This is a genomic window from Pseudomonas fluorescens, from assembly GCF_000967965.1.
GTDB classification, from domain to species: domain Bacteria; phylum Pseudomonadota; class Gammaproteobacteria; order Pseudomonadales; family Pseudomonadaceae; genus Aquipseudomonas; species Aquipseudomonas grandcourensis.
Window position 1 is genome coordinate 53270 of sequence record NZ_LACC01000031.1, and the last position, 23203, is coordinate 76472.

A 23203-nucleotide genomic window follows, 5' to 3' on the forward strand; every position below is an offset into this window, starting at 1 on the left:
CAGGGCCTTGAATCAAGTCGGACCGCTGCGCACCAGGATTTATGAGACTCAAGCCCTTCCCCACCTTCCTTTATTTCCTTTGCCTGCCCGGCTTCGCAATGGCCGGGGAAAAGACCGTGTATGGCCTCAATGAGTACGCATCGCTCAATGGCATCGATCTGGAAGTGGCGGCCAAACTCGACACCGGAGCGAAAACCGCTTCCCTGAGTGCCCGGGACATCAAACGTTTCAAACGCAACGGCGAGTCGTGGGTGCGCTTTTACCTGGCCATCGACGCCGCCCATTCGCACCCGATCGAACGCCCGCTGGCCCGTGTCAGCAAGATCAAGCGCCGGGCCGGCGACTACGACCCGGAGGAAGGCAAGAAGTACACCGCCCGCCCGGTGATCGAACTGGACATCTGCATGGGCTCGGCCCTGCGCAGCATCGAAGTGAACCTGACCGACCGCAGCGCGTTCCAATATCCGCTCCTGATTGGCTCCGAAGCACTCAAGCGCTTCGATGCACTGGTTGACCCCAGCCTTAAATATGCTGCCGGCAAACCTGCCTGCACCACCGACGCTCATACCGCCGAGTAATTCAAATGCGCTCTCTTACCCTTCACCTGAAACTGCTGATCGCCATCCTGGTGGTGCTGGGCATTTCAGTTACGGCCTATCAGATCTTCGTGCTGGGCATCCCGGTGACCGAAGACGCCACCGACGACCTGTGGAACATCGACGCCAAGGTCGAGTTCGTCGCCAGTGCCAAGGACCCGGTCAAGATTCAGATGTTCGTGCCTCCGCTGAGCCGCGACTTCGTCAGCCTCAACGAGAGCTTTATCTCCAATAACTACGGCGTGGCCGTGAACCGGGTCGACGGCAACCGCAAGGTCACCTGGTCGGCACGCCGGGCCAAAGGCAACCAGACGCTGTATTACCGCCTGGTGCTGACCAAGCGTTATTCCGGCGAGAAAGCCAAGATCAAAGGCCCGACCTTTCGCGACAGCATGACCATCGAGGGCCCGGAAAAAATCGCCGCCGAAGCCCTGCTCGCACCGATTCGCCAACACTCGGCCGACGTCGAGACCTTCGTCGGCGAAGCCATCAAGCGGGTCAACAACCTCAACGACGACAACGTGAAACTGCTGCTGGCCGGTGATCCATCCGCCGCGCACAAGGCGAAAATCGTCGAGTTGCTGCTGTCCATCGCCCACGTGCCGATCGAGAAGGTCCACACCATCCGCCTGGTGGCCGACCAGCCGCAAATGCCGGAACTGTGGCTGCGCAGTTTCAATGGCACCGACTGGATGTACTTCAACCCGGAAACCGGTGAACAGGGCCTGCCGACCGATCGCCTGCTGTGGTGGACCGGCGACGAAAACCTGATCACCGTCGATGGCGGCAAGAAAGCCAATGTGACCTTCAGCCTGAACAACAGCGAAATGAACGCCATTCGCCTGGCCAAGCTGACCGACGAAAACACCGACGCCAACTTCCTCGAATATTCGCTGTACGGCCTGCCGCTGCAAACCCAGCAGACCTTCATGATCATGGTGATGATCCCGATCGGCGTGCTGGTGATCCTGATCCTGCGCAACCTGATCGGCATCCAGACCCTGGGCACCTTCACCCCGGTGCTGATCGCCCTGGCCTTCCGCGAAACCCAGCTCGGCTTCGGTATCATGCTGTTTACCATCATCACGGCGCTGGGCCTGTCGCTGCGCTCCTACCTTGAACACCTGAAACTGCAAATGCTGCCGAGGCTGTCGGTGGTGCTGACGTTCGTGGTGGTGCTGATTGCGGCGATCAGCCTGTTCAGCCATAAACTCGGCCTGGAACGCGGCTTGTCGGTGGCGCTGTTCCCGATGGTGATCCTGACCATGACCATCGAACGCCTGTCGATCACCTGGGAAGAGCGCGGCGGTGGCCATGCCATGAAAGTGGCCATCGGTACGCTGTTCGCCGCGTCTCTGGCGCACCTGATCATGACCGTGCCGGAACTGGTGTACTTCGTGTTCACGTTCCCGGCGATCCTGCTGATCCTGGTGGGTTTCATGCTGGCCATGGGTCGTTATCGCGGTTATCGCCTGACCGAACTCGTGCGTTTCAAGGCCTTCCTGAAAAAGGCTGATGCGTGATGTTCGGCTTCTGGAAGACCTGGAAGGCCCTGGAAGCTCGGGGCATCATGGGGATCAATCGACGCAACGCAGACTACGTGCTCAAGTACAACAAGCGCAGCCTGTACCCAATCGTCGATGACAAGATCATCACCAAGGAACGCGCCATCGCCGCCGGCATCCACGTGCCCGAGTTGTATGGCGTGATCTCCACCGAGAAGGAAATCGACAATCTCGAAGAGATCATCGGCGGGCGCAGCGACTTCGTGATCAAACCGGCCCAGGGCGCTGGCGGCGATGGCATCCTGGTCATCGCCGACCGCTTTGAAGGGCGTTATCGCACGGTGTCCGGCCGGATCATCAGCCATGAAGAAATCGAGCATCAGATTTCCAGCATCCTGACCGGCCTGTACTCCCTGGGCGGGCACCGCGACCGGGCGCTGATCGAATACCGCGTGATCCCGGACCAGATCTTCAAGAGCATCAGTTACGAAGGCGTGCCGGACATTCGCATCATTGTTTTGATGGGCTACCCGGTGATGGCCATGTTGCGCTTGCCGACGCGCCAGTCCAACGGCAAAGCCAACCTGCACCAGGGCGCCATCGGTGTCGGCGTGGACCTGGCCACCGGCCTCACCCTGCGCGGCACCTGGCTGAACAACATCATCAACAAACACCCGGACACCACGAACGCAGTGGATGGCGTGCAACTGCCCTACTGGGACGGTTTCATGAAACTCGCCGCTGGTTGTTATGAGTTGTGCGGCTTGGGCTACATCGGTGTCGACATGGTCCTGGACCAGGAAAAAGGCCCGCTGATTCTGGAACTCAACGCCCGGCCGGGGCTGAATATCCAGATTGCCAACGATTGCGGGCTGACGTTGCGTACTCATGCGGTCGAGGCGCGGCTGGAAGACCTCAAGGCTCGTGGCGTGACTGAATCGGTCGAAGAGCGCGTGGCGTTTGTACAGGAGATGTTTGGACATATTCCTGCGGTCGAAGGCTGATCTTTTGTGGCGAGGGAGCTTGCTCCCGCTGGGGTGCGCAGCAGCCCCCCCTTCTCCCATGTGTGCCAGCTGGATCATGCGTCTGCTGCGCAGACGAGCGGGAGCAAGCTCCCTCGCCACAGAGTTTTATTTCGGCCGTTATCAACATGCATCTTTCCGACATCCCTCTAGGACCAAGTCCTGCAGAGGACTACAATCGCCACCCCGCCTCGATGGCTGACTTCCCCCGCCCATGTTGACCTGCTCCGTACACCCGCTGCCCTATCGCGCCAACCCCGCCGAATATTTCGCGGCGATTCGCCATGCCCCTGGCGCCGTGCTGCTCGACAGTGGCCGCCCCAGCGCCGACCGCGGCCGCTATGACCTGCTCAGCGCCTGGCCGCTGGAACAACTGACGGTATCGCCCGACGAAAGTGGCGACGCCTTCCTGCAACGCCTGCGCGATAACCTGACACGCCTGGGCGAAGCCACCCTGCCAGCACCTTATGAGTTGCCGTTTGCCGGTGGATTGATCGGCTACCTGAGTTACGACTTCGGCCGACATCTGGAGCGCCTGCCGAGCCAGGCCCGTGACGACCTGCAGCTGCCTGACGCACGTTTCGGTTTGTACAACTGGGCATTGATCAGCGATCACCTTTCGCTGACCAGTCAATTGGTGTTCCACCCGACCCTGCCCGACAGCGAGCGTCAGCGCCTGATCGATCTGTTCAGCCAATCTGCGCCGGGAGTGGTCGCGCCCTTCAAACTGCTCACCCCGATGACTGCCGAGTTGAGCGCCGATGAGTATCAACAGGCCATCGAGCGCATCCAGCAGTACATTCAGGCCGGCGACTGTTATCAGGTCAATTTCGCCCAACGCTTTCGCGCACCCTGCCAGGGTGATTCGTGGGCCGCTTACTGCGCGCTGCGCGCAGCGTGCCCGACGCCTTTTTCCGGTTTCCAGAGCCTGCCTGACGGCGATGCCGTACTCAGCCTGTCGCCGGAACGCTTCGTCAAAGTCAGCCAGGGCCATGTGGAAACCCGCCCGATCAAGGGCACTCGCCCGCGGGGCCTGACGCCTGAGCAAGACGCTGCGAACGCCGCCGAACTGCTGGCCAGCCCCAAGGACCGCGCGGAAAACCTGATGATTGTCGATCTGCTGCGCAATGACCTCGGTCGCACCTGCCGCACCGGCTCGGTACGGGTGCCGGAACTGTTCAGCCTGGAAAGCTATCCGAACGTGCACCACCTGGTGAGCAGCGTCACCGGTGAACTGGCGGATGACCGCGATGCCCTGGACCTGATCGCCGGCAGCTTCCCCGGCGGCTCGATTACCGGCGCGCCAAAGATTCGCGCCATGCAGATCATCGATGAGCTGGAACCGACCCGGCGCGGACTGTATTGCGGTTCATTGATCTACCTGGACGTGCGCGGCGAGATGGACAGCTCCATCGCCATTCGCAGTCTGCTGGTCAAGGACGGGCAGGTGTGCTGCTGGGGTGGTGGCGGGATTGTCGCGGACTCGGAATGGCAGGCTGAGTATCAGGAGTCGATCACCAAGGTGAAGGTGTTGCTCGAAACCTTGCAAAACCTCTGACACCGAACCCGTCCCTGTAGGAGCGAGCTTGCTCGCGATGAACCTGAAAACGCTGCGGGGTGTCAGGCTTGCCGCGTTATCGTTGACGACCATCGCGAGCAAGCTCGCTCCGACAGGAAATGTACTTACAGGCTCAAAGTGCGGTTCGAAGCCTTGATGAACTCCTGCTTCAGCTCTTCAAACGTGTGCACCGCCGGGAACTGCGGGAACTGCGCAATCACGTTATCCGGCGCATGGAACAGAATCCCGGCATCGGCCTCGCCCAACATAGTGGTGTCATTGTAGGAATCCCCCGCCGCGATCACCCGGTAGTAGAGGCTCTTGAAGGCCAGGACTGACTGACGCTTGGGATCTTTCTGACGCAGTTGATAGTCAGTGACTCGCCCAGTGTCGTCAGTAATCAGACGATGGCAGAGCAAGGTCGGGAAGCCCAGTTGGCGCATCAGCGGCTGGGAGAACTCATAGAAGGTGTCCGACAGGATCACCACCTGGAAACGCTCGCGCAGCCAGTCGACGAACTCGATGGCGCCGTCCAGCGGCTTGAGCGTGGCGATCACTTCCTGAATGTCGGAGAGCTTCAGGCCGTGCTCGTCGAGGATCCGCAGGCGCTGCTTCATCAGCACGTCGTAGTCGGGAATGTCCCGGGTGGTGGCCCTGAGGGATTCGATCCCGGTTTTTTCGGCGAAGGCGATCCAGATTTCCGGAACCAGTACACCTTCAAGATCCAGACAGGCAATTTCCACAAGACACTCCCATTTGTATTGATTATTGAGTCGAGCGAGCAAAAAGACTGCCGAACTCTAGCGACTCGGGCCTGCCTGCGCAACGCAGAGGATGCCCCGGCCCGTGCAGCTTTTTGTTACCATCGACCCTATATAGAGCGCCCAGCGCCACCGACCTGTAGGAAGCCGCCCTGATGAGCCCAACGTTCGACCTCGTGGAACTCGCCACGACCTATGCCAACAAATCCGCCCAGGACATTCTGAAACTCGCTTTTGCCGAGTTCGGCGATGACCTGTGGATATCTTTCAGCGGCGCCGAGGATGTGGTGCTGGTGGACATGGCCTGGAAGCTGAACAAGAACGTCAAGGTGTTCAGCCTCGACACCGGCCGCTTGCACCCCGAGACGTATCGTTTCATCGATCAGGTGCGTGAGCACTACAAGATCGACATCGAACTGGTGTCGCCGGACTACACCAAACTCGAACCGTTCGTGAAGGAAAAAGGCCTGTTCAGTTTCTACAAGGACGGCCATGGCGAATGCTGCGGCATCCGCAAGATCGAACCGCTGCGCCGCAAACTGTCCAGCGTGACGGCCTGGGCCACCGGCCAGCGTCGGGACCAGAGCCCCGGTACTCGCAGCGCCGTCGCGGTGATGGAAATCGACACCGCGTTCTCCACCCCGGAACGCACCCTGTACAAGTTCAACCCGCTGGCGCAAATGACCAGCGAAGAGATCTGGGGCTACATCCGCATGCTGGAACTGCCGTACAACAGCCTGCACGAACGCGGTTTCATCAGCATTGGCTGCGAACCCTGCACCCGCCCGGTACTGCCGAACCAGCACGAGCGTGAAGGCCGCTGGTGGTGGGAAGAAGCGACGCAGAAGGAATGCGGGCTGCATGCGGGGAATATCATCAGCAAGTCGAAAGCCTGATCCCAAGCCTTGTGAAATCCCCCCTGTGGGAGCCCACAAAAAATGTGTACACACGAATGTCACCATCGGTGCCATTTGTGTGTGCACTTTTAGTTTCAGCGCCCCAAAAAGTTACATCTCCTTTCTCATCATCTCGCCTTCATCTCCCTCTCCAAAAATAAATACCTGTTCAATCGGTCAATTTATATTTTCTATTTTTCAGTCAGTTATCCGTTACCGATAACAAAACGAAATGAGCACTGATTTTTATAGAATCGCGACTGGCATGGATCTGGCTTAAGTGCATACATGTTTTGTATACAATCAAATCAAAACATACACACACTTTAGATCCGCAAGCCTGAAGCGCCCTATCCCGTACAGGCTGCAGATGCCCCGTAACCAATGATATTCGCCACCCGCGACGAAGATTTGTCGAGCCAACGCTCATGCACAGTCATCGCGGCGTCGAGCATCAGGAGCCTGCCGGAATGCGTACTAGTCTCTCCAATAACAACATCGCGCTGGATCTACCCTCCTCCCAATCCACCCACACCGCCGACAATCAGGCGCATCACGCCCCCGTGGTACTCAGCCCCCGATTGCACAACAAGGACCTGGCACCGACCAAGTCCGAAGGCCGGCGCTGGGGCCGCTACAGCATCTTTGCCCTGTGGACCAACGATGTGCACAACATTGCCAACTACTCGTTTGCCATCGGCCTGTATGCCCTTGGCCTGGGTGGCTGGCAGATCCTGTTGTCCCTGGGGATCGGCGCGGCACTGGTCTACTTCTTCATGAACTTGTCTGGCTACATGGGCCAGAAAACCGGAGTGCCGTTTCCGGTCATCAGCCGGATCAGTTTCGGCATTCACGGTGCGCAGATTCCTGCATTGATCCGCGCCGTTATCGCCATCGCCTGGTTCGGCATTCAGACGTACCTGGCGTCCGTGGTCTTTCGCGTGCTGTTGACGGCGGTCCATCCCGGGTTCGCCGACTACGATCACGACTCGATCCTCGGCCTGTCGACCCTGGGCTGGGTGTGTTTCGTCGTGATCTGGTTCGTGCAACTGGCGATCCTTGCCTATGGCATGGAGATGGTGCGGCGCTACGAGGCGTTTGCCGGCCCGGTGATTCTGCTGACCGTCGCCGCCCTCGCCGCGTGGATGTACACCCAGGCCGATGCGACGATTGCCTGGTCGATCCGTGAGCCGCTGACTGGCGGTGAGATGTGGCGCAACATCTTTGCCGGTGGCGCGTTGTGGCTGGCGATCTACGGCACCTTGATCCTCAACTTCTGCGACTTCGCCCGCTCTTCGCCGTGCCGCAAGACCATCAAGGTCGGAAATTTCTGGGGCTTGCCGGTGAACATCCTGGTGTTCGCCAGCATCACGGTCCTGCTGTGCGGCGCGCAATTTCAGATCAATGGCCGGATCATCGAAAGCCCGACCGAAATCATCGCCTCGATCCCCAACACCTTCTTCCTGGTGCTCGGCTGCCTGGCGTTCCTGATCGTCACCGTGGCGGTGAACATCATGGCCAATTTCGTCGCCCCGGCGTTCGTACTCAGCAATCTGGCGCCCAAGTACCTGACCTTCCGCCGCGCCGGGCTGATCAGCGCGACCATCGCCGTGCTGATCCTGCCGTGGAACCTCTACAACAGTCCGCTGGTGATCGTGTATTTCCTGTCCGGCCTCGGTGCCCTGCTCGGCCCGTTGTACGGGGTGATCATGGTCGACTACTGGCTGGTTCGAAAAGGCCAGGTCAACGTGCCGCACTTGTACAGCGAAGACCCGAACGGCGCGTATTACTACAGCCGCGGGGTCAATCTGCGCGCCGTGGCGGCGTTCATTCCCGCCGCCCTGATCGCCATCGTCCTGGCCCTGGTACCGGGGTTCCACAGCGTATCGCCGTTCTCCTGGCTGATTGGTGCCGGCATCGCCGGGATGCTCTACCTGATCATCGCCAAGCGCCAACCGCACTACGCCGATGTCAGCGGCGAAGCCATCGCGGTCGACAACGCCAGCCACTGATCCTGTCGCGGCCCGGCGTGGTCGGGCCGCAGAACCAACTGCAATAAGGACTTCCCATGCGCATTCTCGTGGTCAACGTCAACACCACCGAATCCATCACCCAGGCCATCGCCCGCTCGGCGCAGGCCGTCGCGTCGCCCGGCACGGAAATCGTCGGCCTCACCCCGCACTTCGGCGCCGACTCCATTGAAGGCAATTTCGAGAGTTACCTGGCGGCCATCGCGGTCATGGACCGGGTGATGTCCTATGACCAGCCGTTCGACGCAGTGATCCAGGCCGGCTACGGCGAACACGGCCGTGAAGGCCTGCAGGAACTGCTCAATGTGCCGGTGGTGGACATCACCGATGCCGCCGCCAGCACGGCGATGTTTCTCGGTCACGCCTATTCCGTGGTCACCACCCTCGACCGCACCGTGCCGCTGATCGAAGATCGCCTCAAGCTCTCCGGCCTGTGGGACCGTTGCGCCTCGGTACGGGCCAGTGGTTTGGCAGTGCTGGAGCTGGAGCACGAACCGCAGCGCGCACTGGAGGCCATCGTGCATCAGGCCGAACTGGCGGTGAGCCAGGACAAGGCCGAAGTGATTTGCCTGGGCTGCGGCGGCATGGCCGGGCTGGACGATCAGATTCGCCGGCGCACCGGGGTACCGGTGGTGGATGGGGTGACGGCGGCGGTGACTATTGCCGAGTCGCTGGTGCGGCTGGGGTTGTCGACGTCGAAGGTGCGGACTTATGCGACGCCGCGGCCGAAAAACATCATTGGCTGGCCGGCGCGGTTTGCCCGGTAGACCGCGTTATCGTTCATCGCGGGCAAGCCACGCTCCCACAGGATCTACGTCGTATGACGGTAAGGTGTACGACGCAAAACCTGTGGGAGCGTGGCTTGCCCGCGATGGCCTCGCCTCGGTCTTGAGCCTGCCTCAAATGGCACTGAACCTCTGCCCCAATCCCCGCTCGGCAAACTGCTCAATGACGAATTCGACAAACGCCCGGGTCTTGCCGGGCAGCAGTTTGTGTTCGGCGTAATAGATGGAGGTATAGCCGTCATCGATGTACCAGTCCGGCAACACCCGCTGCAACCTTCCCGACTCCAGATAACCCGAGGCAAACGGCATGCTCACCAGCGCAATGCCCAGACCCTGCGCGGCCGTGGCGCAGGCGGCCTCGGAATCGCTCATGGTCATCCTCGCCTTGAGCGTCAACGGGCTGTGTTGCTGATTGCGATGGGTCAACTGCCAGGAGCGCACCCGACCGGTCTGCGGTGAGCGAATCAGAATCCCGTCATGGTGCTTGAGGTCATCCGGCTCGCTGATTGCCGCATGTGTCTCCAGATAGTCCTTCGTAGCCACCAACACCCGATGCGCGGGACTCAGCCGGCGCGCCACCACGCCCTGGGGCAATTCAAAGCCGCCGCCGATTGCCGCGTCGAAACCTTGCCCGATCAGATCGACCTGGCGGTTGTCGAAGTGCCAGTCCGGGTTTATCGCCGGGAATCGCCGCAGAAACTCGCCGAGCATCGGCACAATGTACAGGCAGCCAAATACCGTCCCCATACTGACTTTCAGGGTGCCCGCCGGCTGCCCTCCGGCGCTGGCAAGATTGGCCACGGCATTCTGGATCGTGTGCAGGCTGCCGCTGACTTCGCCGAGAAACAACTGACCGGCCTCCGTCAGCGTCAGGCTGCGAGTGCTGCGCTGGAACAATCTGACGCCCAGGCGCGCCTCGAGCTTGGCAACACTCTTGCCCACCGCCGCCGGTGTCAGGCTCAGGCGTCGCGCCGCTTCAGCAAAGCTGCCGACCTCGGCACTGCGCACAAAGCATTCGATACTGCTGAAGGTTTCCATAGGCGCCACTATAAACTTTTGGTTTACACAGACTATCGTAATTATGGTCTACACAGCAGGTAATCCTGAATCGATACTAGGCTCCATCAACCGGGACATCTCGCCTCGGGACTTGGAGATCGACATGACTACTCAGAACCTCAGCGGCAAAGTGGCATTGATTCAAGGTGGTTCTCGCGGTATCGGCGCAGCCATCGTCAAGCGCCTGGCTGCTGAAGGCGCGACCGTTGCCTTCACTTACGTCAGCTCCACGGCCAAGGCCGAAGAACTGCAAGACAGCATCACCGCCAAGGGCGGCAAGGCCCTGGCCATCAAGGCCGACAGCGCCGACGCCGACGCGATCCGCAGTGCTGTGTCCGCCACGGTAGAAGCCTTCGGTCGCCTGGATATCCTGGTCAACAATGCCGGCGTACTGGCGGTCGCACCGCTGGCCGAGTTCAAACTCGAAGACTTCGACCAGACCCTCGCCATCAACGTGCGCAGCGTATTCATCGCCACCCAGGCCGCCGCTAAACACATGACCGAAGGCGGACGCATCATCAACATTGGCAGCACCAACGCCGATCGCATGCCCTTCGCCGGTGGTGGCCCGTACGCTATGAGCAAGTCGGCACTGGTCGGCCTGACCAAAGGCCTGGCCCGTGATCTCGGCCCGCAAGGCATCACCATCAATAACGTGCAACCGGGGCCGGTCGACACCGACATGAACCCGGCCCACGGTGACTTTGCAGAAAGCCTGATCCCATTGATGGCCGTGGGCCGTTACGGCAAGGCCGAAGAGATCGCCAGCTTCGTTGCTTACCTCGCCAGCCCTGAAGCGGGCTATATCACTGGGGCCAGCCTGACCATCGACGGTGGTTTCGGCGCCTGATTCGTATCTGCCAACTGCAATAACTGTGGGAGCGAGCCTGCTCGCGAAGAGGGAGTATCAGACACGTTGATGTTGTCTGAAACACCGCTTTCGCGAGCAGGCTCGCTCCCACATTTGCCAGTGTCGACCCGTCTTTTTAGCTAGGTCCGCTCCAGCGCCGGCAAACCAAATGCGCCCGGCTCGAACGCCTTCAACGTACGAAGAATGCCATCGGCATGTGCGTACTTTGCGTCGGCCATTGCCGCATCCGGAATCGCAATCGCCGTCATCCCTGCCGCCTTCGCCGCAGTGACACCAAAGGGCGAATCCTCGAACACCAGGCAATCTTCGGGTGCAACACCCAGGCGCCGCGCCGCCGTCAGGAAAATATCCGGTGCCGGTTTGGCCGCGCCCACTTCGGGGTCATCGGCGGTGACGATAAAGTCGAACAAGGCGAACCAGTCGCGGTGCAAGGTGGTTTTCTGGCCAAACGACTGGCTCGAGGAACTGGTTCCCACGGCAATGGGAATGTTGTTGGCCTTCAGATGCCGTACCAGTTCCTGTGCACCGGGCATTGCCTGCGCTGTAGGAAAACGCTCGCGCATCAGCGGCTCGCGGATCACCAGGAACTCTTGCGCCGTAATCGGCAGGTCCAGCGCTTCAACCACATAGCGCGCCAGATCGCCCGCGCCCCGGCCAATGATGTTCTGTTTGATGCTCCAGTCGAACGTCCGGCCGTAACGCGCGGCAATGATGGACGTGACTTCGGTGTAGATGCCCTCTGTATCCAGCAACAAGCCGTCCATATCGAAAATCACGGCCTTGATCGGGCCGAATGCTTTCAGTGGTGCATTCATCGAATCTGATCCGTTTTCTAAGGCATCCCGGGCAGCTCAGGTACGGCCAATGCCCCATGGATTAAAGGATTCAGCAGCATAGCGAGCCCCGCCGGTTCAGGGCAATGATGAAATCCCGATCGACGCCGAATGGCCCTCCGCGATTAAGCGAATCGCCCTACAGCAAGCGCCACCTTTCCTGACTTCTTTCCTTGCCGATCCGCCGCAGAGTTTCGCGCTCCACACGCCGCCAAGCGAAAGACAGCAGATGTTCGATCCCCAAGAGGTATTGGCATGCCCCGCCAGCGGTCCCCTGACACTTCGCTCCGGCAGGCAGGAACGCCACGAGGACGCCTCCAGACAGGCGAAAAACCCCAATGGCGACAGCGCCGACACCGTCGAGCGAACCACCGCTCACAACGGCCCGGTGTCGATGGTAACCGGCGAAGGACTGCTGCCCCTCACCGACGGTACCCTCGACGGGATCCAGCCCTTCTACTTCACCCGCCTCTATCGCACCAGCGCCGTCGAAATCGATAGCGGCCTCGGTTTTGGCTGGAGCCATTCGCTGTCCCAGCACCTGGAATTCCACGGCGAGCAAGTGCTGTGGATCGATCCCGAAAACCGCCGCACGCCGTTTCCACGCCCGACGGCGGAGCGCCCGGTGATCCACAACAGCCTGTCGCGAGCGGCGATTTACCTCGGCAAGAAGCCGGACGAACTGATCCTTGCCCTGGCCGGCGACCGCGCGCGGTTCTACCACTTTCATGACGGCCGGCTCAGCGCGATCAGCGACGCCTACGGCAACCGCCTGACGGTGCAGCGGGACCGCTGTGACCGGATCCAGCGCCTGGACAACGGCGCCGACCGCGCCTTATTGCTGCGTTACGACTTCAAGCATCTGGTGGCCGTCGACTATCAGGTGCTTCAGCGCGGCGACCCCGAGGCGAACACCTGGAGCACCGAACAGACACTGGTCAGCTACCGCTACGACGCCCGCCAGCGCTTGATCGAGGCAACCAACGCCGCGGGTGAAAGCGAGCGCTATGACTACGACGAGCAGCACGTCATCCTGCAACGGCAACTGGCCGGCGGCGCGAGTTTTTTCTGGGCGTGGGAACGTTCCGGCAAGGCAGCCCGCTGCATCCATCATTGGGCCTCGTTTACGCAAATGGAGGCGCGTTACGCCTGGGACGATCAAGGCTGCGTGACAGTGAACTACGCCGACGGTAGAGAAGAGTCTTACGTTCATGACGATCGCGCACGATTGGTGCGCCAGGTCGGGCCCGACGGCGGTGAGCTGCACAAGGCCTACGACGATCAGGGCCGCCTGATCGCCGAGCAGGACGCCCTCGGTGCTGTCACCGACTACCAATATGACGAAGTCGGCCTGTTGGTCGCGCAGCTTGCGCCCGATGAGGCGCCCATGTCCTGTGACTATCGCCACGGTTTCCTGCACACCCTCAGCCGTGGTCAGGCGACATGGACCTGTCAGCGCAATGCCCAGGGCGAAATCACTGCCGTCACCGATCCCGACGGACAGATCACCCGCAATTTCTACGACCCGCAGGGACGCTTGCTGGCAATTCGATTCCCCGACCAGAGCGGTCACCGGTTTTCCTGGAATGCCTTGGGGCAACTGCTGGAGGAGACCTTGCCAGACGGTGCCCAGCACACTTTTTCCTACGATGTGCTGGGCCGGCGGATTAGCCGGCAGGACGAACACGGTGCCATCACCGGCTATGAGTGGGACACCGTGGGTCGACTGACCAGGACCACGCTGCCCACCGGTGCCTGCCGTGCCTATCGCTACAACGCCTACGGCCAGGTCACCGCCGAAACCGACGAACTGGGACGGGTAACCCGTTACGAATTCGCCGACGATCTGCACCTGGTCAGCCGTCGGATCAACCCCGACGGCAGCGCACTGAAGTACAGCTACGACCATGCGCAACTGTTGCTCACCGAGATCGAAAATGAAGTCGGCGACACCTATCGACTGGACTACACGCCGGGCGGATTGATCCGACAGGAAACCGGCTTCGATGGCCGTCGTACCAGCTATGCGTATGACGGTAATGGCCAGTTGCTGGAGAAAACCGAGCTCGGCGACGACGGTTCGCAACTCGTCACGCAGTACCAACGCGACAGTGCCGGGCGCTTATTGCTCAAGACCCTGCCCGACGGGGTCAAGGTCGAGTACCACTACGACGACTTCGGGCGGCTGGTCAGCGTCGACGACGGCCAGGACCATCCGCTGGCGTTCGAATACGACCGCCAGGACCGGCTGATCACCGAGCATCAGGGCTGGGCTACTCTGCGTTACGGCTACGACGCCTGCGGGCGGCTCAAGCGCCTGCGCCTGCCGGACGGCTGTGTCCTTGCTTACCACCACGCCAAAGGGGGCGCCCTGACTGCCATCGATCTCAACGGCACGCGCCTGACCAGCCACCGTTTTGTCGGCGGGCGCGAACAGCAACGCCAACAGGGCCTGCTGCTCAGCGATTACGCCTACGACGAGCAAGGTCGTTTGCAAGTCCATGCCGTCAGCCAAAAGCAACGACCCCTGTACCGCCGCGAGTATGCCTACAGCGCAAAGGGCAATCTCCTGCAGATTGCCGACAGCCGTCAGGGCCAACGCCACTATCAATACGATGCGCTCGACCGCCTGACCGGCGTACGCCACACCCGCGACCAGTTCGCGGAGAACTTCACCCATGACCCGGCCGGCAACCTGCTGATCCAGGACTGCCCAGGTCCGTGCGTGCTAAAGGGCAATCGCCTGTGCCGCCGCTACGACAGTCACTATGACTACGACGCCTTCGGCAACCTGATCCGTGAACGCCGCGGTACGCCGACCCAGGTCACAGAATACTCTTACGACAGCCAGCACCGCCTGATTGGCGTCAGCAGCCCGGACGGTAAAAGTGTCAGCTACCGCTACGACGCCTTCGGCCGGCGCATCCGCAAAACCGTCGACGGCCAGACAATGCAACTCTTCTGGCAAGGTGACCAGCTCATCGCCGAAAGCGCTCCCCGGCACTACCGCAGTTACGTTTACGAACCCGGCAGCTTCCGCCCGCTGGCGCTGCTCGACGGCAAGGGCCGGGCAGACGTCTGCCCGTTCTACTACCAACTCGACCACCTCGGCACCCCGCAGGAACTGACCAGCTACGGTGGCGCCATCGTCTGGTCGGCGAAATACACCGCCCACGGAAAACTCCGCGAAGTAAGCCACGGCGACGGCGAACGGTTCGAACAGCCGCTACGGTTTCAGGGGCAATACTTCGACGTCGAAAGCGGCCTGCACTACAATCGGCATCGCTACTACCATCCGGACATCGGTCGTTATCTGACGCCGGATCCGGTCAAGCTGGCCGGTGGGCTGAACCCGTATCGGTACACCAGGAACCCGACGGGGTGGGTGGGTCCGTTGGGGTTGAGCGGGAACTGTCCACTGGCGAACAAGGCAGGAGGCTCGGCGCGAGATGGGGTGGGTGAGGCAAAAGTTGATGAGGGTGAGCCCAATGTGCCCTCACCAAAACCTCCAAACCAATACTTACATCGCGCAGACTCAGGCCACGACATGTCCAGGACCGGACGATGGACACGTTCGATCAGCTAGACAACCGGTCAATCCGCCAGCACGATTCGATCAATCTTCGTCCTCTTCCTCATCTTCAAACTCGATATTCCCCACATCGCCCGCATCATCAGCATCGTTAAGCGGCACAGTCGCATCATCCATCAGCGATCCCGGATCTTCATTGCCGGGATCGTTGATAGATGGCAGTCCGCTCGGGCCCTTTTCTTCCTTGCCTTCGCTTTTCGCAGTCATGGGATGCCTCGCTCAACTAGTGATGCTTTTTGTGGTGTTTGTTCGAGTGTTTATAACCGTTACCGGAATGGGAATGACCGCTGTCACTCCCCAGATCATTGCCGACCGCACCGCCGGCTGCACCGCCCAGGCCTGCACCGATGGCTGATCCAGTCGAACCGCCAAGACTATTGCCGACCACCGATCCACCCGCAGCGCCCAAACCACCGCCTACCGCCGCCTCGGTGCGACTATGCTTGGGCGCGGCAATGGCACTACCGGCCGCTCCGCCGACACCTGCACCAATCGCTGCGCCCGTACTGCCGCCCACCTGGCCACCGACAACGTTGCCCAACACCCCACCAAGACCACCGCCTACCGCGGCATCTCCATTACCTCCCGCCAGCGCCACCTGAGAGACCAGCAATCCAAAAACAATCGCAGGCACCATCAATAGTCGAGCATTCAGGCTTCCGTTTTTTTTGCCGTTGGTTTTCGGGTTCATGGCACGCCTCGCATTCTTCCAGGGTATGGAAGATTTGAGCTGCTGCGGCGTGAAACGTTCATAAATGAAAAAGCCCGGCATCAAGCCGGGCTCTTTTCAAATCTGAATCAGGATCAGTGACGCTTGTGACCATTGGCCAGGTTGCTGCCTACGCCGCCGCCCAATGCACCGCCCAGGCCAGCACCGATGGTGGCACCAGACTTGCCGCCAAGGCTATTGCCGATCACCGAACCACCGGCCGCGCCGACACCGCCACCAATAGCAGCGCTGGTGCGATGACCTTTTTTGGCGGCAACTGCGCTGCCCGCCGCGCCAGCAACGCCCGCACCAATCGCGGCGCCAGTGCTGCCACCCATCTTCTGGCCGACCACGTTACCCAATGCGCCGCCCAAGCCACCGCCAAGCGCGGCAGTGCCGTCGCCAGCCATTGCACCTTGAGCAACCAGAAGCCCCAGAACCAGAGCGGGCAGTGTTAAACGCATGACAAAAACCTCAAAAAATAGGGGTACACAAAAAGGGGGCGAGATTGAATGCTTTTGCGCGGAAAAAGTCCAGCACGCCGGTCCAACTTCGCGATTGGCGACGGTTGGACAGCGTTTACCGAAAAGGTTTTATCGCGGACAAAAAAAAGCCCGCTGGGGAAACGGGCCAGGTGTTGCTTTCTAACGGATGAATCGAGACTACGGAGGGGGCTGTGAAAAGTTTGTGAAAGATCGTCACTTTAAAAAACTTGTCATAAAACCCTTTCAGACATGAAAACCTCGCTCAATGACGGGGTTATGCCTGCGTTCGTTTACTTCCTGACCGGTGCTGTCACCTTGGGTAAGAATTTGCCCTTCAGTACCCGGCACGCCCTGGTCTTGATCTTGTCGACCTCAGTCTGGTCCTCGCCGAAACTGGCCACATACTGGGTCTGACCACACCGCACGGAGTTGTTGATCGGAAATTCTGCGCCATCGTCCTCGATATACGGATCAGCCATCTCTTCACCCCTTTCAAAAAATGCGATCGACACCGGCAAGCCCTTTGCCTGAAAGAATACCGATCGCCAAGGTTTTTTAGACTAGCCGGTCACTAACGGACCTGCCGTTCGGATTTTCCCGTGACCGACGAATGGCTTCTCACCTTTTACCTCAACTTGACCGCCGTCCCGGTCACAAACACCACGACCATCCCGCCTTTGCCGGCCGGCATGCTGATCTCATAATCAAGCCCGACCACCGCGTCCGCCTGAAGCGCCTGCGCCCGTTCCTTGATCTCATCGGTGGCCTGAATGCGTGCTTCCTTCAACGCTCGCTCCAGAGTCTGGGAGCGCCCACCGAAAAAATCGCGCATCCCGGCAAACACGTCGCGGACAACGTTGATCCCTTGCACCGACTCGGCGCTGACGATGTCCAGGTAGGCGGTAATTTGCCGGCCTTCGATGGAGTGGGTTGTGGTGATGATCATGGGTGTTCCTTCCTGTTCAGATATTCAGCCAACGCATCAAACGCCGGCAAAGTGACGGGATCATTGGCCGAGTTGCTGGCCACCGGATGGGATGCGTAGCGGACGATGACCATCTCGGCCTTCGGGTCGACATAAATGCGCTGCCCGTGGACCCCACGCGCCATGAATGCCCCGCCCTCCTTGTCCGTCACCCACCACATCGACCGGTAACTCCAGCCTTTGAGCAATGCGTACCCCGCCTTGGCGAAAGCCTGCCTATCACCGCCACCACGGATATCGTCGATCACTGCCTCTGGCACGATCTGTTGACCGTTGAACCGACCGCCGTTACGCAACATCTCGCCAAAACGCGCCAGATCCCGCAATCCCGTATTCAAGCCACCACCGGCGAACGGCGTGCCAATGGAGTCCACAGTGAAATAGCCGTCCTGTTCGGCACCCAAGCGGCTCCAGATGTTCTCCGACAGCAGTTGCGCAACATTGCGGCCGGTGACGCGGGCGATGACCCAGCCCAACACGTCGGTGTTGACGGTTTTGTAGGCGAACGCTTTGCCGTGCTCACCTTGTGGTTGCACCGTCTGCAAAAATTCGAAGTAACTGCGAGGGCCGTCATAACCCTTGGGTTTTGGCAACGGACTGCCTGCCCTGGCATGGGCCCAGACCTCGGCGTTCGGGTCTGCGTAGTCCTCGCTGTATTTGAGGCCTGTGGTCATGTCGAGCACCTGCCGCACCGTGGCGTTGCCAAACGCAGAATCCGTCAGCTCAGGTACATATTCGGCAACCCGCTTGTCAGCATCGATGCGTCCCTGCGCCACCAACATGGCACCCAGCGTGCCGACCACGGACTTGGTCACTGACATCGCCGCGTGCTGGCCGTCCGGCTTCAACACGCCGAAGTAACGTTCGTAGACAACTTTCCCGCGGTGCATCACAACAATGCCATCGGTGTACGTGGCTGCGAGGGATTGCTCCCAGGTCATAGGCGCCTTGGCGCCAAGGGGGACAAAACTGATCCCGTCGATATCTTTGCGTAGTGCTATCTCCAGTGGAACCGGAGCCCCCAGGCCGCGTGAAACGTTGATCGTCGGCATCAGTTGCCGGAAATTCGAAACACTCCAGCGCATTGCCGGGAACTGGAAATAGCTGCCGTCTTCAAATCGCACGGTGCGATCGGCAGGGGGTGGAGAACCGACCATCCACCCGAGTCTGGCCGGGTCACTGGCTTCAGCGTCGGGAAAAGTTGCAGGGGCGGATGCAAGGGCCAGTGATGACTTGGCAACAAACGACACAGCCGCGATGAGCCTGGCTGCGCCGCGAAAGATGGCGCGAGGATGGAGCATGATGTCGATTCCGTTCGAAGAGTTTGAGCAGTCTAACAGCCGGACCTGCCAGGTCACTGCCAGTACGGTAGACGCCTCTTGTTTCTTACGTGCCGAAAATCAAATGCCAAAAACACAAAACCCCCGGCTTCTTTCGAAACCAGGGGTTTTGTCTACATCGAATTTGGCGGTGAAGGAGAGATTCGAACTCTCGATACAGTTTCCTGTATACACACTTTCCAGGCGTGCTCCTTAAGCCACTCGGACACTTCACCGTATCTCTTCAAACAAGTTCTGTCTGTCGAGGCGCGCTAATGTAGTCGAAAGCTTTTCCGATGGCAAACATTTTTTTCAGAATTTTCATGCGGTTAACGCGATTCAGTGTTTCCGGTCGCTCCGGGCCATGGCAAACCGGCCAATCTCCGGCTTCGTGCTCTCTTCTATATAGAGGGGAATGCGCGGCAGGCTCGGCGGGCTACGCTTGGCGGGCGGGAAAAGGGTGACTGGCGGGTCAGTCACGGCGCTTTACCTGGCTTGCGGCGGTGGGTAACGTCTGCCCAACTTTATTGAAAGGAATAGCGTCATGAGTGAGTTGATTTCCTACCATCTCGAAGACGGTATCGCGACCCTGACCTTGAGCAATGGCAAGGTCAACGCCATCTCCCCGGATGTGATTGCCGAGTTCAACGCTGCGCTGGATCGGGCCGTGACTGATCGTGCTGTGGTGATCATTACCGGCCAGCCGGGCATTCTCTCCGGCGGTTATGACCTGAAGGTGATGACGGCCGGTCCTAGAGAAGCCGTGGCACTGGTGACCGCCGGCTCGACCCTGGCCCGCCGCCTGCTGTCTCACCCTTTCCCGGTGATCGTTGCATGCCCGGGGCATGCTGTGGCCAAGGGCGCGTTCCTGCTGTTGTCGGCCGACTATCGCATCGGCGTAGAAGGCGCGTTCAGCATTGGCCTGAACGAAGTACAGATCGGCATGACCATGCACCACGCGGGCATCGAGATTGCCCGTGACCGTCTGAACAAGGTGGCGTTGCAGCGCTCGGTGGTCAACGGCGAGATGTTCAATCCACAAGGCGCCGTGGCTGCCGGCTTCCTTGATGTGGTGGTCTCGCCTGAAGAACTGCAAGGCGCGGCACTGGCGGCGGCTCGTCAGTTGAAGAAGATCAACATGACCGCGCACAAGAACACCAAGCTGAAAGTGCGCAAAGCGCTGCTGGAGGCCCTGGACAACGCGATCATCCAGGATCAGGAACATTTGGGCTAAGCCCGGATCTGCTGCAACGAAAAGCCCGACCGTCGTGTCGGGCTTTTTCATACATGCCTGCGTTATACGTCTGTAAACGCTCTAGACCGCATCTGACCAAATAGTTGGAAACATCAGCTCAAACATCGGCCATCTCCTACTTCCCTGGGAGCAATTGCCGAAAACAGTGCACATCCGTACACTGCGCCACCTTTTGTCCCGGTGGGGCCTGTAAATGCTGTTTGTGTTGCGTATGTCATTGATGGGCCTGCACTTTATCATGGCGGGTGTGCTGGGGGTGATTCTCGGCCTGTGCCGGCCATTCAATCCGGACAACAGCCGCCTGTGTGCACGCCTGTACGCATGGCCGGCCATGTGTATTTTGCGTTTGCGGGTGAAGGCCGAAGTCGGGCCGTTGATGGATAAACCTGACAGTTGCGTGATCATCGCCAATCACCAGTCCAACTATGACCTGTTTGTGTTTGGCAACGTGGTGCCCCGCCGTACCGTGTGCATCGGCAAAAAGAGCCTGAAGTGGGTGCCGCTGTTCGGGCAGTTGTTCTGGCTGGCCGGCAATGTGCTGATCGACCGTGGCAATGCGCAAAAGGCGCGAAAGTCGATGTTGACCACCTCTCACACCCTGCAAAACAAAGACACCTCGATCTGGGTTTTTCCGGAAGGCACACGCAACCTGGGTGAGGACTTGCTGCCCTTCAAGAAAGGCGCCTTTCAGATGGCCATTGCCGCCGGGGTGCCGATTGTCCCAGTGTGTGTCAGCAGTTACGTCAAACACATGCGATTGAACCGCTGGCGCAGCGGGAAAATTCTGATTCGCTCGTTGCCGGCGATTCCCACCGCCGGATTGAGCCTGGACGACATGCCCCTGCTGATCGCACAGTGCCGCGAGCAAATGCGTGAATGCATCGAATCGATGGACCGGCAACTGCAAGCCGCCTGAAAAAGAAAACCCGCCTGGTGCGGGTTTTCTTTTGCCTGCGAGTCTTTCCCCAGAACTCGGCAGATTTAACTGACTCTCAAACACTGCGAGGCTAAGCTGATCCACACTGCCATTGCATTTGCTGCCTATTAAAAGCTGCCATAAGAAGTGAACCACCATCATGGGTAGAGTTGTTGCTGCTGCGGTTTATAGCGCCGGTAAAAGAGTCACCAATATCACCCTCGACGAAGGCGCCGCCTGGGCTGCCAAGCCAGGGCACTTTGTCTGGATCGGCCTTGAAGAGCCGAACGCCGAGGAACTCTACAACCTGCAGCGCCAGTTCAACCTGCACGAACTGGCGATCGAAGACGCCCTGGAAAAGCACAGTCGGCCGAAGCTGGAAACCTTCGGCGATGCGTTGTTCATCGTGACCTATTCGCCCATCCGGGATGAAGGCAAACTCAAGTTCATCGAGACGCATATCTTTGCCGGCAATGGCTACATCATTACTGCCCGCAACGGTCACTCGGCGTCCTACGCCCATGTCCGACAGCGCTGTGAGGCGCGTCCGCTATTGCTAGAGCACGGGGAAGATTTCGTACTCTATGCCATCCTCGATTTCGTGATCGAAAACTACCAGCCGATGGGCGAAGCCATTCACGCGGAAATCGATGAGCTGGAGGGCAATGTGTTATGTGGCTCGTTGAATGACTACGATATCCAAAGGCTGCATGGCCTGCGTCGTGATGTTTTGCGCTTGCGTCGTTATGTGGCCCCGATGATTGAGATAGGAGAGGAGCTGCAGAGACTGAGCTTCCCGTTCATCGACAAGAACATGCGGCCGTACTTTCGCGATGTGCAGATTCATGTAACGCGGCAGATGGAAGACCTGACGACGCTGGCGGATATTGCCAGCCAGACGATTGAAGTCGGGGTGCTGTTGGAGGCCTCTCGCCAGAGCGTGGTGCAACGCAAGTTTGCGGCCTGGGCGGCGATCCTGGCCTTCCCGACAGCAGTGGCTGGGATTTACGGGATGAACTTCCAGAACATGCCGGAGTTGAACTGGCACTACGGGTATTTCGGGGTGCTGGGCTTTATTACGGTGGGTTGTCTGGGGTTGTGGGCGAGTTTCAAGAAGTCGGGGTGGCTTTAAATCCAAGGCGAGTGCTTCGCACTCGATCGCGGCGGTGCGGCGATCCGACAAGCCACGCTCCCACAGGTCTGCGGTACACCTGAGGGAGCGGGTTTCAGCTTTAAACAGCTTCTGATTTCGGCTTGTGCGCCACAAACCGCATCATCCACTCGGCAACCGTGGCGCCGTGGTGTTCCTGTTCCAGGCTCGCGATACCCTTGGAGTAGACCTGCTCACCCAGTGCCTGCTGGCGAATCTCCAACAGAGCGCGGGAGTAGTCGTGGATAAACTCCGGATGCCCCTGGAAGCACAGCACCTGATCGTTGATGTGGTAGGCGGCATACGGGCAGAAATCGCTGGAAGCAATAACCGTGGCGTTCTCCGGCAGTGACGTAACCTGGTCCTGGTGACTGATCAGTAGCGTCAGCTCTTCGCGCACCGGACTCATCCATGGTGCCTTGGCGGCCAATTTGTATTTGTGGGTGCCGACGCCCCAGCCCTGGGTCGCACGCTCGCTCTTGCCACCGAGCAGCAGCGCCAGCAACTGATGACCGAAGCAGACGCCCAGCAACTTGTCGCCGCGCTCGTAGCGGGTCAGCAGATATTTCTTGAGGGTTTCGATCCACGGGTCGGTGCCGAAGGAATCGGCCTTGCTGCCTGTCACCAGGTAGGCGTCGAACGTCAGGTCGTCGCTTGGGTATTCACCCTGCACCACGTTGTAGACGGTGAACTCGGCGGCAATCGGTTGCTGCGAAAACAGGTGTTTGAACATCTGCCCGTAGCCCTGATATTGGTCAACCAATTCCGGACGCAGGTGGTCGGTTTCCAGAATGCAGATGCGTAACGACATAAAAAATACCTGACACGTGATGGGAATAATGCACACCCCAGAGCCTGCCTTGAAACACTGCGTCA

At 59.7% G+C, this 23203-nt stretch carries 22 protein-coding genes and 1 tRNA gene; 12 read left to right on the forward strand and 11 right to left on the reverse strand.

The window, feature by feature from the left end; genetic code table 11:
• Positions 1 to 41: 41 nt before the first annotated feature.
• From rloA to pabB, 4 genes are all read left to right on the forward strand, one after another.
• Entirely contained in the window at positions 42 to 578 is a 537-nt protein-coding gene (rloA, locus tag VC35_RS23640; RefSeq protein ID WP_046042906.1) for a retropepsin-like aspartic peptidase RloA, read from the forward strand.
• A 5-nt stretch (positions 579 to 583) separates the two neighbouring features.
• Complete coding sequence (rloB, locus tag VC35_RS23645; RefSeq protein WP_046042908.1) at positions 584 to 2119, forward strand: osmotic stress tolerance membrane protein RloB; 1536 nt, start codon at positions 584 to 586, stop codon at positions 2117 to 2119.
• Positions 2119 to 3105: an alpha-L-glutamate ligase-like protein gene (locus tag VC35_RS23650; RefSeq protein WP_046042910.1), complete on the forward strand. Its 987-nt coding sequence runs from the start codon at positions 2119 to 2121 to the stop codon at positions 3103 to 3105. Before rloB ends, VC35_RS23650 begins: the two co-directional genes overlap by 1 nt.
• A gap of 232 nt (positions 3106 to 3337) precedes the next feature.
• The gene (gene pabB, locus VC35_RS23655) at positions 3338 to 4681 is read left to right on the forward strand and encodes an aminodeoxychorismate synthase component I (RefSeq protein ID WP_046042913.1); all 1344 of its coding nucleotides are present in this window, start codon (positions 3338 to 3340) and stop codon (positions 4679 to 4681) included.
• Between the two features lie 125 nt (positions 4682 to 4806).
• Here the strand turns inward: pabB and thrH are convergent, their stop codons facing one another.
• Positions 4807 to 5424 (reverse strand): bifunctional phosphoserine phosphatase/homoserine phosphotransferase ThrH, encoded by a 618-nt coding sequence (gene thrH / locus VC35_RS23660; protein ID WP_046042914.1) that lies wholly within the window; start codon positions 5422 to 5424, stop codon positions 4807 to 4809.
• 173 nt (positions 5425 to 5597) lie between these two features.
• Between thrH and VC35_RS23665 the strand changes: the two genes are divergently transcribed.
• The 3 genes from VC35_RS23665 (at position 5598) to VC35_RS23675 (ending at position 9135) form a co-directional block, all read left to right on the forward strand.
• Entirely contained in the window at positions 5598 to 6338 is a 741-nt protein-coding gene (locus tag VC35_RS23665; RefSeq protein ID WP_046042915.1) for a phosphoadenylyl-sulfate reductase, read from the forward strand.
• A gap of 470 nt (positions 6339 to 6808) precedes the next feature.
• The gene (locus VC35_RS23670) at positions 6809 to 8350 is read left to right on the forward strand and encodes an NCS1 family nucleobase:cation symporter-1 (RefSeq protein WP_046042916.1); all 1542 of its coding nucleotides are present in this window, start codon (positions 6809 to 6811) and stop codon (positions 8348 to 8350) included.
• A 56-nt stretch (positions 8351 to 8406) separates the two neighbouring features.
• Positions 8407 to 9135, forward strand: coding sequence for an aspartate/glutamate racemase family protein (locus tag VC35_RS23675; protein ID WP_046042917.1), 729 nt, complete (start codon positions 8407 to 8409; stop codon positions 9133 to 9135).
• A gap of 132 nt (positions 9136 to 9267) precedes the next feature.
• Here the strand turns inward: VC35_RS23675 and VC35_RS23680 are convergent, their stop codons facing one another.
• A complete protein-coding gene (locus VC35_RS23680; RefSeq protein WP_046042919.1) occupies positions 9268 to 10191 on the reverse strand; it encodes a LysR family transcriptional regulator in 924 nt (307 codons plus the stop codon).
• Between the two features lie 124 nt (positions 10192 to 10315).
• Between VC35_RS23680 and VC35_RS23685 the strand changes: the two genes are divergently transcribed.
• On the forward strand, positions 10316 to 11062 hold the full coding sequence (locus VC35_RS23685) for a 3-oxoacyl-ACP reductase family protein (protein WP_046042921.1): 747 nt from the start codon (positions 10316 to 10318) through the stop codon (positions 11060 to 11062).
• 140 nt (positions 11063 to 11202) lie between these two features.
• Here the strand turns inward: VC35_RS23685 and VC35_RS23690 are convergent, their stop codons facing one another.
• Positions 11203 to 11898 (reverse strand): HAD-IA family hydrolase, encoded by a 696-nt coding sequence (locus tag VC35_RS23690; RefSeq protein ID WP_046042922.1) that lies wholly within the window; start codon positions 11896 to 11898, stop codon positions 11203 to 11205.
• A 412-nt stretch (positions 11899 to 12310) separates the two neighbouring features.
• Here VC35_RS23690 and VC35_RS23695 point away from each other — a divergent pair, with 412 nt between their 5' ends.
• Positions 12311 to 15502, forward strand: a complete 3192-nt coding sequence (locus VC35_RS23695) for an RHS repeat-associated core domain-containing protein (protein WP_311132825.1) — start codon at positions 12311 to 12313, stop codon at positions 15500 to 15502.
• Positions 15503 to 15532: 30 nt separating this feature from the next.
• Here the strand turns inward: VC35_RS23695 and VC35_RS23700 are convergent, their stop codons facing one another.
• From VC35_RS23700 to VC35_RS23730, 7 genes are all read right to left on the reverse strand, one after another.
• A complete protein-coding gene (locus VC35_RS23700) occupies positions 15533 to 15715 on the reverse strand; it encodes a hypothetical protein (protein WP_046042925.1) in 183 nt (60 codons plus the stop codon).
• 16 nt (positions 15716 to 15731) lie between these two features.
• A complete protein-coding gene (locus VC35_RS23705; protein ID WP_007993042.1) occupies positions 15732 to 16199 on the reverse strand; it encodes a glycine zipper domain-containing protein in 468 nt (155 codons plus the stop codon).
• Positions 16200 to 16312: 113 nt separating this feature from the next.
• A complete protein-coding gene (locus VC35_RS23710) occupies positions 16313 to 16681 on the reverse strand; it encodes a hypothetical protein (RefSeq protein WP_007988063.1) in 369 nt (122 codons plus the stop codon).
• A gap of 311 nt (positions 16682 to 16992) precedes the next feature.
• Complete coding sequence (locus VC35_RS23715) at positions 16993 to 17181, reverse strand: hypothetical protein (protein ID WP_032829518.1); 189 nt, start codon at positions 17179 to 17181, stop codon at positions 16993 to 16995.
• A 146-nt stretch (positions 17182 to 17327) separates the two neighbouring features.
• Positions 17328 to 17648 (reverse strand): YbjQ family protein, encoded by a 321-nt coding sequence (locus VC35_RS23720; protein ID WP_046042927.1) that lies wholly within the window; start codon positions 17646 to 17648, stop codon positions 17328 to 17330.
• Positions 17645 to 18988, reverse strand: a complete 1344-nt coding sequence (locus tag VC35_RS23725; RefSeq protein WP_046042928.1) for a serine hydrolase domain-containing protein — start codon at positions 18986 to 18988, stop codon at positions 17645 to 17647. The genes VC35_RS23720 and VC35_RS23725 overlap by 4 nt, the downstream gene beginning before the upstream one ends.
• A gap of 164 nt (positions 18989 to 19152) precedes the next feature.
• Positions 19153 to 19242 (reverse strand) — tRNA-Ser (locus VC35_RS23730).
• A 308-nt stretch (positions 19243 to 19550) separates the two neighbouring features.
• On the opposite strand from VC35_RS23730, the gene VC35_RS23735 reads away from it, so the two are divergent.
• The 3 genes from VC35_RS23735 (at position 19551) to VC35_RS23745 (ending at position 22309) form a co-directional block, all read left to right on the forward strand.
• Positions 19551 to 20240, forward strand: coding sequence for a crotonase/enoyl-CoA hydratase family protein (locus VC35_RS23735; RefSeq protein ID WP_008048453.1), 690 nt, complete (start codon positions 19551 to 19553; stop codon positions 20238 to 20240).
• Between the two features lie 214 nt (positions 20241 to 20454).
• On the forward strand, positions 20455 to 21177 hold the full coding sequence (locus VC35_RS23740; RefSeq protein WP_046042929.1) for a lysophospholipid acyltransferase family protein: 723 nt from the start codon (positions 20455 to 20457) through the stop codon (positions 21175 to 21177).
• A gap of 160 nt (positions 21178 to 21337) precedes the next feature.
• Positions 21338 to 22309, forward strand: coding sequence for a magnesium and cobalt transport protein CorA (locus VC35_RS23745; protein ID WP_046042930.1), 972 nt, complete (start codon positions 21338 to 21340; stop codon positions 22307 to 22309).
• A 100-nt stretch (positions 22310 to 22409) separates the two neighbouring features.
• On the opposite strand, the gene VC35_RS23750 is transcribed toward VC35_RS23745, so the two are convergent.
• Positions 22410 to 23138: an amidotransferase gene (locus tag VC35_RS23750; protein ID WP_046042931.1), complete on the reverse strand. Its 729-nt coding sequence runs from the start codon at positions 23136 to 23138 to the stop codon at positions 22410 to 22412.
• Between the last annotated feature and the right edge of the window lie 65 nt (positions 23139 to 23203).